This is a genomic window from Pseudomonas sp. Irchel 3E20 (genome assembly GCF_900187645.1).
GTDB lineage: Bacteria > Pseudomonadota > Gammaproteobacteria > Pseudomonadales > Pseudomonadaceae > Aquipseudomonas.
This window is the reverse complement of the sequence record NZ_FYEE01000012.1, coordinates 22,886-41,882: the sequence shown is the minus strand read 5'-3', so window position 1 is coordinate 41,882 and position 18,997 is coordinate 22,886. Positions and strand designations below refer to the sequence as shown.

At 57.6% G+C, this 18,997-nt stretch carries 11 protein-coding genes; all 11 read right to left on the bottom strand.

From position 1 onward, the window contains the following. Positions 1-80: 80 nt before the first annotated feature. Entirely contained in the window at positions 81-1,940 is a 1,860-nt protein-coding gene (locus CKW13_RS19715) for a SurA N-terminal domain-containing protein (RefSeq protein WP_095110449.1), read from the bottom strand. 229 nt (positions 1,941-2,169) lie between these two features. After that, a complete protein-coding gene (locus CKW13_RS19710; RefSeq protein ID WP_095110448.1) occupies positions 2,170-2,442 on the bottom strand; it encodes an HU family DNA-binding protein in 273 nt (90 codons plus the stop codon). A gap of 148 nt (positions 2,443-2,590) precedes the next feature. Then, complete coding sequence (gene lon, locus CKW13_RS19705; RefSeq protein WP_095110447.1) at positions 2,591-4,987, bottom strand: endopeptidase La; 2,397 nt, start codon at positions 4,985-4,987, stop codon at positions 2,591-2,593. Positions 4,988-5,148: 161 nt separating this feature from the next. Next, a complete protein-coding gene (clpX, locus tag CKW13_RS19700) occupies positions 5,149-6,432 on the bottom strand; it encodes an ATP-dependent Clp protease ATP-binding subunit ClpX (protein ID WP_095110446.1) in 1,284 nt (427 codons plus the stop codon). 106 nt (positions 6,433-6,538) lie between these two features. Next, on the bottom strand, positions 6,539-7,180 hold the full coding sequence (gene clpP, locus CKW13_RS19695; RefSeq protein ID WP_095110445.1) for an ATP-dependent Clp endopeptidase proteolytic subunit ClpP: 642 nt from the start codon (positions 7,178-7,180) through the stop codon (positions 6,539-6,541). 91 nt (positions 7,181-7,271) lie between these two features. Next, a complete protein-coding gene (gene tig, locus CKW13_RS19690) occupies positions 7,272-8,582 on the bottom strand; it encodes a trigger factor (RefSeq protein ID WP_095110444.1) in 1,311 nt (436 codons plus the stop codon). Positions 8,583-9,183: 601 nt separating this feature from the next. Further along, complete coding sequence (locus CKW13_RS19685; protein WP_095110443.1) at positions 9,184-10,398, bottom strand: GDSL-type esterase/lipase family protein; 1,215 nt, start codon at positions 10,396-10,398, stop codon at positions 9,184-9,186. Between the two features lie 103 nt (positions 10,399-10,501). After that, the gene (locus CKW13_RS19680; protein WP_095110442.1) at positions 10,502-12,523 is read right to left on the bottom strand and encodes a GDSL-type esterase/lipase family protein; all 2,022 of its coding nucleotides are present in this window, start codon (positions 12,521-12,523) and stop codon (positions 10,502-10,504) included. Positions 12,524-12,592: 69 nt separating this feature from the next. Continuing rightward, positions 12,593-15,142 carry a hypothetical protein gene (locus tag CKW13_RS19675; RefSeq protein WP_095110441.1) on the bottom strand — a complete coding sequence of 850 codons (2,550 nt, stop codon included), beginning with the start codon at positions 15,140-15,142 and terminating at the stop codon, positions 12,593-12,595. After that, positions 15,139-16,902: a hypothetical protein gene (locus CKW13_RS24505; protein ID WP_256576633.1), complete on the bottom strand. Its 1,764-nt coding sequence runs from the start codon at positions 16,900-16,902 to the stop codon at positions 15,139-15,141. Before CKW13_RS24505 ends, CKW13_RS19675 begins: the two co-directional genes overlap by 4 nt. Continuing rightward, on the bottom strand, positions 16,899-18,992 hold the full coding sequence (locus tag CKW13_RS19665; protein WP_256576632.1) for a hypothetical protein: 2,094 nt from the start codon (positions 18,990-18,992) through the stop codon (positions 16,899-16,901). Before CKW13_RS19665 ends, CKW13_RS24505 begins: the two co-directional genes overlap by 4 nt. Between the last annotated feature and the right edge of the window lie 5 nt (positions 18,993-18,997).

Genomic DNA, 18,997 nt, shown 5'->3' with positions numbered 1-18,997 from the left:
CGTTCGCTGAGTACGGCACAAAAAAAGACCCCGGCATTGCGGCCGGGGTCTTTTTTACAGCGCGAACACTCAGTCAGGCATCAGAACTTCTTGATGTCTGCTTCATTTTCCAATTGCTTGCGGTAAGCCGTGAAGTCCTGCTGACCAATCCGCGAAGCCAGGAAGCGACGAATCTGTGCCTTCTCGTCCTCGCTCGGGGCGGCCGCTTCGTTCACGCCGTCCAGGCGCACGATCACCAGGCTGCCGTCCGCCAGCGTGACGCTGCTGAAGTTCGGCTTGTCCTTGGATACAGGCTTAGGCATGCGGAACAGCGCCTGCAACACAGTAGGGTCGATCCCTTCCTGGCTGCGGGTCGCCGCTTGCACGACTTTCCAGTCCTGACCGTTCAACGGCGTCTTGCCATCACGCAGGCTGGCGATCAACTCCTCAGCCTTAGTCTTGGCCGCAGCGCTGGCGTGCTCTTTGGCCAACTGTGCGCGGATGCTCGCGGACACGGCGTCGAGCGGCAATTGCTCAGGCTTGCGGTGCTCCTTGACCCGCACGACTACGACCGTTTCCGGGTCCAGTTCGATGGCGGTACTGTTAGCACCTTCATCCAACACTTCCGGACTGAACGCCGCCTGCACCACGGTACGGCTGGCAGCCACCCCATCGCCCCCTTCGCGACCAAACGGCGCGGAGGTGTGCACGGTCAGCTTGAGCTCTTGCGCAGGCTGGGCTAGGTCAGACGCTTCAAAGGAGGAGTCTTCCAATTGCTTGGTCGCCTCGACGAAACGCTGCTCGACCTGTTGGGCTTTGAGTTCACGGGTCAGCTTGTCTTTCAGGCTGGCGAAGCTCGGCACTTCAGGCGCTTCTACACCCAGCAGTTTGATGAGATGCCAGCCAAAATCGGTGCGCACCGGGGCTGAAACCTGATCTTTGCCCAGGGCATACAGCGCCGTCTCAAACGCGGGGTCATAGACGCCTGGAGCGGCGTAACCGAGGTCACCACCGTTGGTGGCAGAACCTGGGTCCTGGGAGAACTCCTTGGCCAGGGCCTCGAAGCTTTCACCCTTGGCCAGGCGCTGCTGAACTTCTTCAAGCTTGGCCTTGGCCTGCGCTTCGTTCAGCTTGTCGTTGACCTCAATCAGAATGTGCGCGGCACGGCGTTGTTCAGCCAGGTTTGCGGTTTCTTTCTGATATTGGGCTTGCAACTGTTCGTCGCTGACAGTGACCTGGTCGAAGAACGAAGCTTTCTTCAACTCCAGGTAATCGATGACCACCTGGTCCGGCGTCATGAACTCCTTGGCGTGCTCGTCGTAGTAGGCCTTGACCTCTTCGTCGGTCAACTTGACCGCATCCGGGTCCGCCTTGACGTTCAACGAAGCGAAGTCACGGGTCTGTTTTTCCAGACGGGCAAACGCCAGTACCTGGGCGTCGGTGACGAAGGCACTGCCGGCCAAGCCAGCACGAACCTGACCGATCAGCACTTCCTGGGCCAACATCTGGCGGAATTGCAGGCGGCTATAGCCCAACTGACGAATCACCTGGTCAAAACGCTCGGCGTTGAATGCACCATCGACCTGGAACTCCGGCATGGTCAGGATCACCTGATCCAGCGCCGGCTCGGAGATGGCGAACTTCGACTTGTCTGCGCCTTGCAGCAACAGCTTGCGGTCGATCAGCCCTTTGAGCGCGCTTTCACGCAGCATCTGTTCGTCGAGCAAGGACGCATCGAAATCCTTGCCCAGTTGCTGCATCAGTTGCCGACGTTGCATGTCGACCGCCTGGCTCAGCTCGTTCTGACTGATTTCGTCACCATTGACCTTGGCGGCGTCCTGGCTGTTGGTCGTTGCCTGGAAAATGGCCTCGATACCGGTGAATGCCATCAATACAACGATGATCCCGATAATGGTTTTGGCAATCCAGCCTTGTGAATTGTCCCTGATATTCTGCAGCATGCGTCCCCCAGAAACGGTTGTACTTCAAATTAGACAACCGTGGAGCGTGGGTAGAATCCGGATAGAAGAAAGGCGCATCCGAGGATGCGCCTTCTCGTAACTGGCGGAGCAGAGGGAGCCGAATCCGCGCTCCCGGCGTCACAGCAAGTCGTTTGACTCACTGGACTGCCGCTCCGCTGCCAAGTCAGGAATGACCCCGACCCGGATAGGTAAAAAACCTGAAGGAGGCTTAGTTGACAGCTTCTTTCAGCGCTTTACCGGCTTTGAAGCCTGGCTTTTTAGCGGCTGCGATTTCCAGTGTCTTACCGGTCTGTGGGTTACGACCAATGCGAGCTGGACGATCAGTCACGGAGAAAGTACCGAAACCAACCAGTACAACAGAGTCGCCGGCCGTGAGTGCGCCAGTAACGGATTCGATCACTGCGTCCAGCACAACGCCAGCAGTAGCTTTCGAGATTTGAGCTTTTTCAGAGATTTTTTCGATCAATTCCGACTTGTTCACTCGTAAGTCCCCTTATATCTATTGAGTATGATTCTAAGTTTTTTGGTAAAAGCAAAAACGAGTGCTGAGTGGCCTACAGGCACCTAAGAGCCGCTTTATAACAAGGGCTCTAAAAAGCTGTCAAGGAAGCCCCCCAGGCTAATACGTACTAATGCGTGCTAATTCTTTCCTTAGAGTCAGACTCGCGCTTTTCATCCTTTGCAACTATCTCGGGAGCCACATCCGGCAAGGGCTCCGGCGCGTATTGCAGCGCAATTTGCAGGACTTCGTCAATCCATTTAACCGGTTTAATCTGAAGATCTTGCTTGATGTTGTCAGGAATTTCCTTCAGATCACGAACGTTCTCTTCCGGGATTATCACGGTTTTGATTCCACCGCGATGAGCCGCCAACAGTTTTTCTTTCAGACCTCCAATAGCGAGCACCTGGCCACGCAAAGTGATTTCACCGGTCATGGCTACATCCGCACGTACAGGAATCCCGGTCAGCGCCGACACCAAGGCCGTGCACATACCCACACCGGCGCTCGGCCCATCCTTGGGGGTGGCCCCTTCCGGCATGTGGATGTGAGTATCACGCTTCTCGTGGAAGTCCAGGGGAATACCCAGACTTTTCGCACGACTGCGTACGACCGTCAGGGCTGCGGTGATCGACTCGACCATCACATCGCCCAGCGAACCGGTCTTGATGAGCTGACCTTTACCAGGCACTACGGCCGCTTCGATAGTCAACAGTTCGCCGCCCACCTGAGTCCAGGCAAGGCCTGTCACCTGGCCGATCTGGTCCTGCTGCTCAGCAAGGCCATAACGGAATTTGCGCACACCGAGGAAATGCTCAAGCAAGTCAGCAGTGACTTTCACCGAGAAGCGCTTTTCCAACGCATGTTCCTTGACCGCCTTACGACACACCTTGGCAATCTGGCGCTCCAACCCACGCACACCGGCCTCGCGTGTGTAGTAGCGGATAATGTCGCGAATCGCCTCCGCGTCAAATTCCAGCTCGCCCTTTTTCAAGCCATTGGCCTGAATCTGCTTGGGTGAGAGGTATTTGACTGCGATGTTGATCTTCTCATCCTCCGTGTAACCCGGCAGACGGATGACTTCCATCCGGTCAAGCAAGGCTGCCGGAATGTTCATGGAGTTCGCCGTGCACAGGAACATCACATCGGAGAGGTCGTAATCGACTTCAAGGTAGTGGTCGTTGAAATTGTGGTTCTGCTCAGGATCAAGCACCTCGAGCAATGCCGAGGCCGGATCGCCACGCATGTCGTTGCCCATCTTGTCGATTTCGTCGAGCAAGAACAGCGGGTTGCGCACTGCCACTTTCGTCATTTTTTGAATCAATCTTCCCGGCATCGAACCGATGTATGTCCGTCGATGACCACGAATTTCTGCCTCGTCTCGCACACCGCCAAGGGCCATGCGTACGAATTTACGGTTTGTTGCGTGGGCAATCGACTCAGCCAAAGAGGTTTTACCTACACCAGGAGGGCCGACCAAGCACAGCACAGGGCCGCGGATCTTCTTCACTCGTTTTTGTACGGCGAGGTACTCAAGAATCCGTTCCTTGACCTCTTCAAGGCCATAGTGGTCAGCGTCGAGAATGTCTTCGGCACGTGCCAAGTCCAGGCGCACCTTGCTCTGGGCCTTCCAAGGAACTTGAACCAACCAGTCGATATAGGTACGTACGACTGTTGCCTCAGCCGACATCGGCGACATTTGTTTGAGCTTGTTCAGCTCAGCCATAGCCTTGGTCATTGCATCTTTCGGCAACCCGGCAGCATCGATACGCTTTTTCAGCTCTTCAATTTCATTGTGACCTTCGTCACCGTCACCCAATTCTTTCTGAATGGCCTTCATTTGCTCATTCAGGTAGTACTCGCGCTGACTGCGCTCCATCTGCTTCTTCACGCGCCCACGAATGCGCTTTTCAACCTGTAGCAGATCAATTTCGGCGTCCAACAACGCCAATACATGCTCGACCCGAGCAGACAGGTCGATAATCTCGAGTATTTCCTGCTTCTGTTCGATCTTGAGCGCCATATGCGCCGCCATGGTATCCACCAGGCGACCGGGCTCATCGATGCTGTTGAGCGAAGACAGTACCTCGGCAGGCACTTTCTTACCCAACTGTACGTACTGCTCAAATTGCGACAGCAGGCTGCGCACGAAGACTTCCGACTCACGCTCGGGAGCGTCCGCCTCTTCAATCAGCGCGACTTGAGCACGGCAATGCCCATCAACTTCACTGAAGCGCTCCACGGTGCCACGCTGCTCTCCTTCTACCAACACCTTCACGGTGCCATCGGGCAGTTTGAGCAACTGCAGGACCGTTGCAACGGTGCCTACACGATAGAGAGCGTCTTCATCAGGATCATCATCAGCGGGATTTCGCTGGGCGAGCAGGAGAATCTGCTTGTCGCCCGTCATCGCGGCCTCGAGGGCTTCGATAGATTTCTCACGCCCCACGAACAGCGGGATAACCATGTGCGGATAGACCACAACATCACGCAATGGCAGGAGAGGCAATTCGATGGTTGTCTTCATGATTTCGCCTCTACGGCGGCCATAAGGCCGTAAACAGATGGATGTAAGCTTGAAGCCAAGATGGGGGCAGCCCTGAAAAAAAACAAGCTCCAAGGCGTCACTTAAAGACAGTAAAAGCAAAGGGGCCCGAAGGCCCCTTCTTTATTCCAGCAGGGTGACGCTTAGGCGTCTGGCGCTGCCTTGGCGGTCGGCTCACTGTTTTCGTAGATATACAGTGGCTTGGACTTGCCTTCTATGACGCTTTCGTCGATCACTACTTTGCTCACCTCAGACTGCGAGGGGATTTCATACATAGTGTCGAGCAGTACACCTTCAAGGATGGAGCGCAGGCCGCGAGCACCAGTCTTACGCTCAAGGGCGCGTTTGGCGACCGACTTGAGGGCATCGGCACGGAACTCAAGATCAACGCCTTCCATCTCAAACAGCTTGGCATACTGCTTGGTCAAGGCATTCTTGGGCTCGGTGAGGATCTGCATCAACGCAGCCTCGTCCAGTTCGTCCAGGGTTGCCAGAACCGGCAACCGACCTACGAACTCCGGAATCAAGCCGAACTTGACCAAATCGTCAGGCTCAACTTCACGCAGGGATTCGCCGACTTTTTTGCCCTCTTCCTTGCTGCGAACCTCTGCGCCGAAGCCGATGCCGCCGCGAGTGGAACGGTTCTGAATAACCTTTTCCAGCCCCGAGAATGCACCGCCACAGATAAACAGGATGTTGCGCGTGTCGACCTGCAGAAATTCCTGTTGAGGATGCTTACGACCACCTTGAGGCGGAACGGAGGCGACAGTACCTTCGATCAGTTTCAACAGTGCCTGCTGCACGCCTTCACCGGAAACATCCCGGGTGATGGACGGATTGTCAGATTTGCGGGAAATCTTGTCGATTTCATCGATATAGACAATACCCATCTGGGCTTTCTCTACGTCGTAATCACACTTCTGCAGCAGCTTCTGAATGATGTTTTCGACATCCTCCCCCACGTAACCGGCTTCGGTGAGCGTGGTTGCGTCAGCGATGGTGAACGGCACATTCAGCAGGCGGGCCAATGTTTCGGCCAGCAGGGTCTTGCCTGAACCTGTCGGGCCGATCAGCAAGATATTGCTTTTGCCGAGTTCGACGTCGTCATTTTTCTTGTCACGCTGGTTCAAACGCTTGTAGTGGTTGTACACCGCTACGGCCAGAACCTTTTTTGCACGCTCTTGACCAATCACATACTGGTCAAGGATGCCGCTAATTTCTTTAGGCGAAGGCAATTTATGCGCGCTGCTTTCGGCCTGTGCTTCCTGCACCTCCTCACGGATGATGTCGTTGCACAGGTCGACGCACTCGTCGCAGATAAAGACCGAGGGGCCGGCAATCAATTTGCGCACTTCATGCTGGCTTTTGCCACAGAAGGAGCAATAAAGCAGTTTGCCGTTGTCCTCGCCGTTGCGGGTGTCAGTCATTCGATCGATCCAAATCCGATAGGCTTGCAACACAAGATGAAGGCTATTGCGGGCTTTTTCAAGTCCGCAGGTGGTCAGTTAAACCAACCACCCGCATCCAGGCTACTTAGGCGGGCATATTGCGCTTTGCATGCACCGAGTCGATCAGGCCATATTCAGCCGCTCGCTCTGCACTCATGAAGTTGTCACGCTCGGTGTCGCGCTCGATGGTTTCGAGGCTTTGACCGGTGTGATGAGCCAGCAAAGTATTGAGACGGTGACGAATGGACAGGATTTCCTTGGCATGGATGTCGATGTCCGACGCCTGCCCCTGGAAACCACCCAGCGGCTGGTGAATCATCATCCGCGAGTTAGGCAGGCAGTGGCGTTTGCCCGCTGCGCCACCAGCGAGCAGGAATGCACCCATGCTACAGGCCTGGCCAATACACATGGTGGAAACGTCAGGCTTGATGAACTGCATGGTGTCGTAGATCGACATCCCTGCCGTTACGGAACCACCTGGCGAGTTGATGTAGAGATGGATGTCCTTGTCCGGGTTTTCCGCTTCAAGGAACAGCAGTTGCGCCACAACCAGATTGGCCATGTAGTCTTCTACGGGGCCAATCAGGAAGATCACGCGCTCCTTGAGGAGGCGCGAATAGATGTCATAGGCGCGTTCGCCACGGGCGGACTGCTCGACTACCATCGGGACCAGGCCGCCTGCGGCCTGGATGTCAGAACTCTGCTGATAATAAGAATTGCGGGACATGTCCTGCAGTCACTCCCAAATAGTCATGTCTTGAATACACATAAGCCAGCGCGAGGCTGGCTTATGTGTGTATTTTCAAACGAATCAGATATCAGTCGGCTTGTGCTGCTTCTGCCGGCTTGACCGCTTCTTCGTAAGAGACCGATTTGTCGGTCACGCTAGCCTTCTGCAGAACAGTATCCACAACTTGTTCTTCCAGCACAACCGAACGGACTTCGTTCATTTGCTGATCGTTCTTGTAGTACCAAGACACGACTTGCTCTGGCTCCTGATAAGCAGAAGCCATTTCCTGGATCAGCTCGCGAACGCGATCTTCGTCCGGTTTGAGGTCGAATTGCTTGACCACTTCAGCCACGATCAGGCCCAGCACGACGCGGCGCTTGGCTTGCTCTTCAAACAGCTCAGCCGGCAATTGGTCGGGCTTGATGTTGCCACCGAACTGCTGAACGGCCTGTACGCGCAGGCGATTGACTTCGTTGTCGAGCAATGCCTTCGGCACTTCGATCGGGTTGGTGGCCAGCAGACCATCCATTACCTGATTCTTGACCTTGGACTTGATCGCCTGACGCAATTCACGCTCCATATTCTTACGAACTTCGGTGCGGAAACCGTCGATACCTGCTTCCTTGATACCGAACTGGGCGAAGAATTCCTCGGTCAACTCAGGTAATTTCGGCTCAGACACGGTGTTCACGGTAACGGTGAACTCAGCAGTTTTACCAGCCAGGTCAAGGTTCTGATAGTCGGCCGGGAAAGTGAGGCTCAATACACGCTCTTCACCGGCCTTGGCGCCAACCAAACCATCTTCAAAGCCAGGGATCATGCGACCGGAACCCAATACCAGTTGAGTGCCCTTAGCGGAACCGCCAGCGAACACTTCGCCGTCAACCTTACCGACGAAATCGATGTTCAATTGATCTTCGTTCTGCGCAGCACGATCAGCCAGCTCAAAGCGCACATTTTGCTTGCGCAGGATTTCCAGCATCTTGTCCAAGTCCGCATCGGTCACGTCAGCACTCAGGCGCTCAACAGCAATCGAATCGAAACCGGCAACAGTGAACTCTGGGAACACTTCAAAAGTAGCAACGTATTCCAGATCCTTGCCCTTCTCCAGAACCTTTGGCTCTACGGAAGGCGCGCCAGCCGGGTTCAGCTTTTGCTCAACCACGGCTTCATAAAAGGAAGCTTGGATCACGTCACCGACCGCTTCCTGGCGAGCATCAGCTTCATAACGCTGACGAATCACGCTCATTGGCACCTTGCCAGGGCGGAAACCTGCAATCTTGGCCTTTTGGGCGGTCTGCTGCAGACGCTTGTTGACCTGGGTCTCAATGCGCTCAGCTGGCACGGTGATGCTCATGCGGCGCTCAAGAGCAGAAGTATTTTCAACAGAAACTTGCATGGATATTCCTCGTTGCACAGACGTTAGCCGGCCGTTTCCGACCCCAGAATCAAGGGCATGCATTCTAGAGGGTCGAACTCAAGAAGTCACCCTACTGAAAAAGGGTAAAAAACAGCAGACCATTTATGGATAGACATAAGCCAGTAGACCTATCCCGAGAGCAAATACAGCAAATCGCGCCAAATCCCTGAAGCAACCCTTCTATATATAGAAGAACACACGCCAGAACCCGACTATCGACCCAACAAGGAGACCGACGAACACCCGTGCAGCATCAAGAAACACAATGATGAACGCCAAGAACCCTTTTTCACCAAAACACGCACTCCAGAACTACCATGCCCTGAAACGAAAACGGCGCAGCCCTTTTCAGGTGCTGCGCCGCTTTTTGTTAGCCAATAGCTACTTGTTTGGTGCGGATGAAGGGAGTCGAATTAAAGCTCGAAACCCCTACTCTGCTTGGCCCGAAAATCAAGGGCGCCAATTCAATGTACTAATAGCTGTACTAATCCGTTGTCGCTGGACCAGTTCGACTCAGTCAAAACCGGCGGCAATTCTAACGCCAAGATGTTGAGAATGCTTGCTTTTTGTTTGTCTGGAGCTACGACGCCTCAAGCGCCCCAATGATGTTGCGGGACATGATTCTGTGCCCTTCCTCGTTTGGGTGGGCGTGCCCGTCAATCACCAAATCCGTTTCTACCGACTCGAAGGGCGACAGGTTGTCGATGAAGTCGAGGCTGTTCGCCTTTGCCACCCCGTCTATTACGCTGCGCACGTCCTGCATGGTCATGGCTGGCGATGGTTCTGGCTCCGCCCTGTCACGCACCGGCCCGGCACACATCAACACCACATCCCCCATCGGTTGCAGATGGTCGACGATGGCCTGTAGAGACTGCTCGAACTTGGTTCCGGCATGAGTCGCGGACTTGTCGTTGCGGTCATTTGTCCCGAACTGAACAAAAAAGAACTGATCCTGCTGTTCAATAGCCGCCGGCTTGGAGAACTTCCCCGACAGGTTGTAGGAGTTGTAGGTGTGGGCCATCTGCCCGATAACGCCCTGGTTGGTGAAACGCACGGTCTTGGGCACCTCAATACCCTCAACATGCAGGCGCCGCGTGCCAGGCAGCCCAGTGGAATTCGTGCGAATTTCGACAACCTTGTCCCGAACATGGCCGAAGGTATGCCGCCTTCGGTTGCTGCCGATAAAGAAACCATCGGTACCGGGTCGCGTAGTGAACGTACCAACGCTCGTTCCGTCTACGATGAGATCATAGTTGTTGAAGTCCCCAGCGCCATGCGACCTGAATAGCAAGGTGAATTCGCTTCCGGTAAACCTGAAGCTTATGGACTGATGTGACGACTCATCCTGACCGCCATCCGACAGAATGTGAGCGCGCCCGGTAGGGCTTGCTGGTCGATCAACAGATTTCACAGTCTGGTGAGCGCCTGAGGCTGACAGAGTGAAGCCCTCCCCCTCAGGGAAGATGATTGCCGGCTTTATGTAGGTAGCGATGGACTCGCCAGAGGGCGATGCTTCCCAGTTGCTGAGCCTCAATGCCCCGCCGCCCATGTATTTGGCGCCGACATGGCTGCGAAGGAGATTCCAGAGGCTTGGCGTGGAGGCGTTATCGCGCGCCGTATCCAAAAGCTTGGATCGGGGTTGCGCCGATGCGTTTCCTGGGAGGGTTCGCCCCCACATGATGGAATCACCAATACCAACGATTCCAACAAATTGAACCAGGGGGTTGTTTAGCGCAGCCCTAAGGCTTTGAAGTTGTCCGCCATAAGCTGTGAACCTTGGCGCGCCCATCGACATTGTTCAGTCCATCCGTGGCTTGGCAACAAAGCGCCATTATAACCAAGGAGCGCCGCGAAGGCTCGCCCATCCCTGGCGAGTCACTCCCTACAGAATTTTCAGGTTACGACTCAAATGAATTGATGATGTTGCGTGACATGATGGCGTGCCCTAGCGCGTTCGGATGCGTCGTACCATCCAGAACTACAGCAGGATCAACAGCATCGAAGGCCGCCAGGTTATCGATAAAGGCCAGGTTATTGACCCTGGCCACCCGATTGATAACGCCGCGCACGTCCTGCATGGTCATTGATACAGGGGTTGGCGGCTCAATGGACGGCGAAAGCGGCCCGGCACACATCAGGATCACATCGCCCAGCGGCGTAAGCCGGTTGACGATGGCCTGCATGGAGCGCTCGAACTCACCAGCTCCAGGCGGCACGCTTGTGTCTCCCCGATCGTTGGTGCCGAACTGGCAGAAAATGAACTGCGCACCAGCAGGAACTGCGGTTGGGTTCGAGTAGCTGCCCGAAAGGTTGTAGAGATCGTAGGTGCGAGCGGTCTGCCCGATAACGCCCTGGTTAATCATCTGCACGAACTTTGGAATTTCTAGCCCCTCAATGTATAGGCGGCGAATGCCGGTCAGGCCGGTGGAGTTGGTACGGATTGTCACCACTTTGTTTCTGACGTATGGGAACGTATGAAGGCGACGATTGTTGTCCCCCGAAACAATTCCATCTACGCCGTCTTGCGTGGTGAAAGTTCCTCTATTGACACCGTCGACAATGAGGTCGTAATTATTGAAATCTCCGGTATTTGTGGCGCGAAGAATAATGGTGAACTGATCGCCTGTGTAGTTGAAGTTTATCGACTGATAGCTGGAGCCGCCAGGGTTACCGTCTGCCAAGGTATACATAAAGCCCGTAGGGCTGGTTGGGCGCGCTGCCGAAATCACGGACTGACTCGTCCCGGTGACGGCAAGGGAAAACTGACCGTCCTTTGGATAAATTGTTATTGGCCGCGTGTATTCCACAACACTCTGCCCGGACGGACTTGCGGCCCAGTTGTAAATGTTTGGCGTCACTCCGCTCATGTAGCGTTCGCCGATGTAGCGCCGGAAGTTATTCCAGAAACTCGGACTGCTAGCGTTGTCGCGGGCTGTCGTCAGGAGCTGGGTTTGCGGGGACACGGACGAGTTGTCAGGTAACGTGCGACCCCAGGTGATGGAGTCGCCCACGGCAACAATGCCCACCACCTGCACCAATGGGTTGCCAAGGGCTTCCTTGAGGTTGCGAAGCTGGTTGCCGTATGGCGTGAACTTCGGAACCCCAGTAAGAAAACCGTTGTAAAGATCCGAAGAAAAAGTTGCGTTGAGAACCTTGAACTTGCCGTTGATGTAGGCGTTTTTGGTGGGGCGAGAGGTTACAACGTAAGTGCGCCCACCCAGATCAACAGTGCGCCCAGTAAATAGCCCCTCAAATACTCCAAAAGCGTCAGTGTCATTCGTCACGCCGTTACCCGCAGCGCCATAACTTAGCGGGACAGGAATATCGTCAAGTCTATCTTTCACGCTTCTAACAGACAGCCCGCCAGTTGCTGCATACAACACGTTTACTGCGTTGTTAATTGCGCCCTGGCCAGACGAAATAACCCCTGCGATCAACTCCTGAACGAATCGCTTGGTTGCCGCGTCTTGAAAGTCGACGGGCGCGGCCAAGTTCTTAATTAGGCGGTTTTCAGCGTCGTAGTAGTTTCGTCCAAATGGGCGCATCAGTGCGCGGCGCGTGACCGAAAGCGCCTGCTGAATCAGCATGGTCAGCTTGTCGAAGACGTTTTCATGGGTTTCGGCGAGGAACTTGCCCTGGTTTCTCAGAGACGCGAGCTGGAACGGGTCCATTTCCCGAGAAACGATTAATTGCCCTGGGCCGGCGAGCGCGGCAGTGGTAGTGATGCTGCCTCCAGTCTCGCTGCCCGCGCCTGAAACCGAGAAGTTGGTGCCTAGGGAAAGAGTCGTCACTGCGCCAAGTGGGTCAACATAGGTGACAACCAAATCACTATCTTCCAAGAACTTGAAGAAGAACGGAAAAACAGTGCTGACCCCGTTCGTCACAAACTCCGCAGTGCTATTTACTGTGTTGACGGTCACTGTTGTGACTCCTTTTCTATGGACGAAAAAAAGCCCGCGCAAGGCGGGCTCAAGTGGGCTGGGGCTGGGTTATCGGGCGATGCCCAGTGGGTCGAGATAGGTTTGCGATGGCCTGACTAGGAACTGCTGGCCGTTCTCTTTTTGAATGCGCTGTTCCGTGCGGCGCAGTGATCCGGGGTTCATGGCCTCTTGCACCGACCATAGGAACAGGTGGTCCATAGCAATGCGCGTGTAGAACAGGTTGAGGAACGGTGTGTTGTTCTGGGCCAGGCGCAGCGCGGAGGACGCGGCGTCGTCGCCCGAACGGATCTTGGCCCACAGGTCCAGCGCGTTGGCGGCTGTGCCCAGCGTTGGGCCTGCAAGGGTTTCCAGCGGTTTATTGCCGAAGCGACTGACCTCACCGAACATGAAGTCGCCCATGATCCCGAACCCGCCGCCTTGGGTCATGGCTGCAATCCAAGTCTTGGGGTCATCTGCCGGCCGTGGCTGTCGGCCCTTGACCGCATCCTTTGCCGTCATGGACAGATACCCGAAAGCGGTGGTCCACAGCAGCAACTGGGCCATGGCCAGGCGCTCGCCGTTGCCATTGCGCAATGCGGCGATCAAATCTTTGCTACCCCGATACCCCTCGCCCAGCGGCGTGGGTGCGTACCCCCGGCCGTACAACTCCCGGCCCAGCGTCTTCTGCATGTAGGCGGCGGGGAAGCTCTTGAATTGAGTCATGAAGCGGTTGAGCTCGCCCATGATCGTGCCCGGCCTGGTGCCTCGGTTCATGATCGATCGAGTACGGGCATCAGGTTCAAGCACTGCATAGCTGACCCGGTCGTTCACGTAAGCGCGCAGACTGCGGCTCAGGCCTTCGCGGGTTTCGCGGATGGCCGAACCCGACACTTTGCGACCCTGCTCAGTGAGGTAAGTGCTGATGCGCTCATCAGGAATGCCTGGGATACCATCGGTGGTCATGTAGTCCCGGCCGTCAGCCATGCGGGTATCCATCCCGCGCAACAGATCCCACTTGCCCGCGTCGAGGTCGTACAGGCCCAGCGTGCGGCGCAGGCCCTCATCCATCGCGCCCCAGGCTCTGCCTTTGTTCTGCGCCAGGTTGTGGGCCATCATCAGCCCTGCGCTTGCCTTGTTGGCGTCAGTCCACCAGGACAGGCCGTTCAGCTTGAAGAACAGCGACATTCCACGCGACATCTTCCCGCCCACAGAGTCATCGGCCGAAAAGCGCCGCATGATTTCTCCTCGCATCGCATCCCCATACACCCCGAAGCTCGACAGGATTTCACGTTGCTCCAGGCTTCCGCGCCCCTTGGCCAGGCCGGCGGTCATTTCCCCCAAAGCCCCCAGGAAGCTCTTGCCCTGGTACCGCATTTCACTGGCGGCAACAGGAAGGTCCGTAAAGCTCGACAGCAAGGCTCCGCCCAGCTTTGACAGTGACTGCCAGGCCCGCACGTTGGCGGAAACCCTTGCTCCCCAGGCGCTGCCAGGTATGCGTGTTGCACCGCTGACCTCGGCGAAGCGGTTGGCAATCATAGTGCCGCGCGCGGTATTGAAGTTGGTCAGGGCTTTTGGGTCGCCAGACTTGCGCACGTCCTCGGCCAGAATGTCCATGGCCATGCTGAGGTTGGCCTCAGGGTTGGTGCCCAGGCGCCGCATGATCGCGGTGTTCTGCCCGGCCATGTCCAGTCCACGCAACACCGACTCCCGCAAGTTGCCGGTGCCGAACATCGTGTTGTACTCGTGCCAGGCCACGCCGTCCTTGAAGTGCAAAACCCTTTCCTGGCTGACCTTCTTGGCGATGTTGGCCGGGCCCTTAAAGCCGTTTGAAGGTTTATCACCCGGCGCCTTGAGGTGATCGCCAGAAACCAGTCCGTCGTACACACCACGTAGGAACTGGGCTGGGTTGGTCACATCGTCGAAGGTGCGCGGGTCAAGCCGAGGTTGAATTTCCTCAAGCCACTTATCAAGGCCTGCAGAACCGATCTTCTCGCCGTCGTGGCTTTGGCGGGCAATGTACCCAGGTAGGTTGCCGATGTTGGCACCGGCGCGGTTCGCATCGATGCGCGCCGCTTCTTGGTACTTCTGGATGGTGCGGGCGATGCTCACCACCTGGTCGTTGAGCTTTGAGGTGTCCTGCTTGGTCCCGATCTTCCAGAGCGCATCGGCGATATCGACATCTGAATCACCTTTTGCCAGGATTGCCACCAGGTCCTGGCGCTCCAAGTCATGGATGAACCCACTGATATAGGCATCGCCCAGCGCCTTCTGCTCGGCGGCGACCGACATGCGCGAGCCCTGGCGCGCCAGGTTGGTACCCACCAGCAGCGATTCAATGCCCAGGTCTGGCCGATCGGCAAAGCTGCCGCGCACAAAGGAAACAATCTCTCCCCGCCGGCGCAGGTTGAGCAAGGCGTTTCGCTTCTCGATCAGTGCCGCGTGCTGGGCTTGCTTGCCCAGTTCATCAGCCGCACGTAACGTGGCCTGCTCCATGCCCAAGGCGCCCTCCCTGGCCATCAGCTCCTTAGCTCTCCCCCGCAACAGTTCAAAGATCTCGGCAATTTCTCTGTCTTCCAGATTGCCAGCGGCAGCCCGTACAGCATCAATGCAAGGCGTCATTGTCCGTTCCTTATGTCGCATACGGCGGCGGCGCGGTATGCCTTCGAGTATTGTTCGGCGCGGTCGGCCTGGGCTTGGGCGGCGCCGGCTTCGTCACGGCTGGCGGCCAGAACATCGGCCCTGTCCTTCTCAGGAAGCTGATCCAGCATTTCCTTGACCAGGGCTTCGTCCTCTTCGAATTGCTGGCGGGTGGCTTCGAAGTCATCTTGTGGCTGAGCCTTGGGCATGCTGTCCGCGCGCAGGCTCTCGGCCTGACCCTCTGGATCAACCCGCCGCGCCAGTGGGCGCTTGACGTATTCCAAGGCGCCAGCGGCCTTGCCTGGTGCCTCCAGATCGAACAATGCCTGCACGTCAACATCCCGGCCGCTGACGGCCTGGGCTACGGCGGTGCGTAAGGCGCTGTCGCGCACGGTCCAGTCGGCATCTTGAGCAGTTTCACGCGCGGTACGGATGGCGGAGCCCAGCGGCCGTTGCTGATCACCCTGCATGATTTGCTTGGCGCGAGCCTCTATCTGCGGGCGCAAACGCTCTGGCACCTCGCCGCGCTCAATCAACCCCAAGTCGCGGCGGTCGAATTCGCCCGCCCGGTTGCGCTCCAGCGCAGTGTTTATTTCTGCCTGGCGAGTGCCGATTTGCTCTTTCTGGGCCGCAATCGTTTCGCGGGCAGCACGCTCGGCCTGCTTGCGACTCATGCGCTGGATCTGGTACTGCCTGGCCAGATCCTTAAATTTTACGTCCAGATTCATGGCCTGCTGGGTCAGCGACAAGCGCTCGGCGTGCAGATCGGCCACATTGCCCACGCGCTCACCGGTCAGCGTTGGGCGTATCTCGTCGATAGCCTGGCGCTGAGCGTTGCGGTAGAGCGTTTCGCCGTCAGCCTCGAGCTGGCGGGCTAAGGATGCGCGCAGGGCTATGTCCGGGTCTTGCTCAAAAGCCCGCTCAAAGTCGGCGGCCCGCACGGCCTGCGGACCTGGGCGATCTGCGGCATTGAGCACAGTGTCGATGGGCTGCGGAGTTTCGGCAGCCATCCGCCGGCGAAGCGCATCAGACACCGCGCCACCCACGGTGTGCAGGCCGCCACCGAGAATCCCGCCAAGAGCAATGTTGGACAGGGAGTCGGATAGGCCGTATTCGGTCTGGTCCTGCCTCGCAGCCAGCAGCGGCAGCGGCTCAATGATGGCTGCGCCCACGGCACCCTCAGTAGCGCCAACACCTGCACGCACAGCGGCACGCCCCAGCGGAGACGACGCACGCCCTAGCATGGCGGCGTAGCGAGCCTCGCCCACCACCGGCACAAACGCCGAAGCGATGTTGAGTGGGTCCAACAGTGAAGCGGCAAGGCCGGCAGCAAGCTGCGTTCCCATACCACCGCCTCCGGCGCGGGCCATTACCTGCTGGCGGGCGGCCTGCTCGCGGTGCCGCTGGATCAGAATTTCCAGTGCGCCCTCGCGAATGCCCTGGTCAGGAATTTTGATCTCCAGCCCCATGCCCGCAACACGATCCCGTGCGGACTGGGCGTCAAGCACCGGGGTTTCAGGCTCAAGGCGGCCAGCGTTCGGCGCCATATAGGATTCCGGCCCCATCACCACCGCGCGACCCTGCTCCTGCTCTGCTAGCGCCTCGGTACGCACAAGGGAGGTGGTGGGGTTGGTGGAGAACGCGCTATCGAAAGCCGCATCAAACACTTCTCCAGACCCGGCCGGAATATCCAGCATCGTGCGCCGATCAAGAACCGGCGCATCACCTGCAAAAATAGTCATGGGAACACCATCGTCGGCGCTACACGGTACTTGTCAGGCTCGCGCAGCCCCTGCTGCTGGAGCTGCTCCCAGGTGCGAACGATGGGTCTCCCATCCTTTCCACGAACCTGGTAGCCGTTGAGGGTCAGCGATAGGCCGCTTTCGTCGTTGGTCGGAACCCACTGGCCAGCACTGCGCAGGGCTTCCTGCAACTGCGCGCCGCTCTGCTCTTCGGCTACGCCCGCCAGCCCTGGTAGCACCATCAGTTCTGCGGGGGTGATCGACCGCATGGCCAGATCCGCGCCGCGGCTGACCGCGCCCGTATCGAGGGTTTTCGGCACGCGGTAGGTTCCGAAGAAATCGTACTTGTCATTGACCATGCCGTTTACTACGCGCTCCACGGCATCGCCAACCCCGTCGCCCTGGATGACGTAGGAGGTCGCAGTGCGCAAGGCCGCCCTGTACATGGTGTTATAGGTGTTTATGCCGCCAGCCTGACCCTGCAACGACTCCGCAAACGGCTGCATGGCCTGCTGAACCGACTGGCTGATTTCGTCCTTCTGGCCCTTTTGCAGCGCCAGATTCAGGTCGCCATCCTTGAGCGGAGCCACTGACGCCATGCGCTCGGCAATATCCTTGGGCAGGCCAGTGGCGATCACCTGGGCCTCGGCGGGAAGCTTCTTGCCAACCTGTTGCAGCACGGCTGGGAAGTCCTTCCCCCACAGCGCCTGTTGCTGCTCAATCATCGCGGCAGCGCTCTCGCCGCCATTGATCTGTTGGTTGAAGTTGGCGGCCATCTGATCGGCTGCCGCGTCCGGCAACAGCTTGACTTGCGGAACGCCCAGGCGCTGCTGTTCGGCAGCCGTGGCAATCGCGTAGGCCTGATATGCCTCCGGCGTGCCCTGCTCCTGCGCGGTTGCAAAGGCGCGCTGCACGGCTGGGCTGTACTTGGCCACGTAGGCGGCTGGGTCGGTCTGCTGCTGCTTGAGCAGGCCCGCGCCAACGCTGGTCAAGTGCTGGTAAAGCTGGGAGTCCTGCTTGAAGCCCTCACCTGCCACGCCATCCTGCGCGGGCTGGAATTTGCTTAGTATCTGCTGGCGCTCCTGCGGGTCAGCAGTAGCAAACTCGCGTATGGCTGGGGCCACGGCCTGAATCTTGGCGAAGGAGTCGTACTGTTTGGCGCCCTGTTCCGGGCCGTAGGCTGCGGCAAAGTCAGCCCGCGATGGCGGATTCTCGAATTCCAAGCCCTGCGAGTAAGCCGCGCTGGCGTCCTGCACCCGACTACCCAGCTCCATGCGCTGAATGGCCTGCATCTGACGGGCCTCGGCTTGGCGCTGGCGGGCCTCCGCCTCAATACGGCGAAACCCCTGGTCAATTCCGCTGCTCGCCCGGATCTGATCTTCCGCCGTCATCGTGTCCTTGTAGGACTCGAAATATCCTTTGGCCTTCTGGGGCGAATCGACCAGCATTCGCTGGATTACGGCCGAGGACATGCCGCTGTTGGTTTCCAGCCGTTCAGCCTGCGCCGCCTCGGGCGACAACCCCAAGCGCTGGGCGCGACTTGCCAGCACAGCGTCAATCTTCGCCCGGTGCTGCTGGACTTTGGCTGGGTCTTGGTAGTCCAGGGCCGCGCCCTGCATAGACGTTTCGAGCTGGCCCTTTTCCACTTGGCCATAGTAGTTCTGGCGCTCGCCGTACTCGTAGCGGTTCAGGTCGCCGGAGATTGAGTTGCGCCGGCTGGCGACGATCTGGGCGTAGCGGGCGCGCTGCTGGTCGTTGGTCAGCGTGCTGGCGATTTCCTCCTGGGCCTTCTCGAACTGCTCCAGGGTCTGGTTGGTGACGTCGAGCGCGTTCTTGCCTTTGCGCGTGTAGACGCCGCCCTCGTCGTACATCGTCTTCTGTTGCCATTTGGTCAGCTGGGTGTCGGCTTCCATGAGCAGCGCGGTGTCGGCGCGCTCCCGCTCCTGGCTGGCCAAGACCTCGGCGCCGCGCGTGAAGCCCTGCAAACCCTGCGCAATAGGCGATGAGTCTGGCGCTACGCCGCCGAGCTGAACCGGTCCGCGCGGCTGCTGGCGAACCTGCGGCCCTTCAAATACTGGAACCCGTGGCATCACAT

Coding starts and splice junctions, on each gene's coding strand:
- CKW13_RS24505 (WP_256576633.1), bottom strand. CDS start 16,902: ATGACTATTTTTGCAGGTGATGCGCCGGTTCTTGATCGGCGCACGATG.
- lon (WP_095110447.1), bottom strand. CDS start 4,987: ATGAAGACAACCATCGAATTGCCTCTCCTGCCATTGCGTGATGTTGTG.
- CKW13_RS19715 (WP_095110449.1), bottom strand. CDS start 1,940: ATGCTGCAGAATATCAGGGACAATTCACAAGGCTGGATTGCCAAAACC.
- tig (WP_095110444.1), bottom strand. CDS start 8,582: ATGCAAGTTTCTGTTGAAAATACTTCTGCTCTTGAGCGCCGCATGAGC.
- CKW13_RS19685 (WP_095110443.1), bottom strand. CDS start 10,398: ATGTCGATGGGCGCGCCAAGGTTCACAGCTTATGGCGGACAACTTCAA.
- CKW13_RS19675 (WP_095110441.1), bottom strand. CDS start 15,142: ATGACGCCTTGCATTGATGCTGTACGGGCTGCCGCTGGCAATCTGGAA.
- clpX (WP_095110446.1), bottom strand. CDS start 6,432: ATGACTGACACCCGCAACGGCGAGGACAACGGCAAACTGCTTTATTGC.
- clpP (WP_095110445.1), bottom strand. CDS start 7,180: ATGTCCCGCAATTCTTATTATCAGCAGAGTTCTGACATCCAGGCCGCA.
- CKW13_RS19665 (WP_256576632.1), bottom strand. CDS start 18,992: ATGCCACGGGTTCCAGTATTTGAAGGGCCGCAGGTTCGCCAGCAGCCG.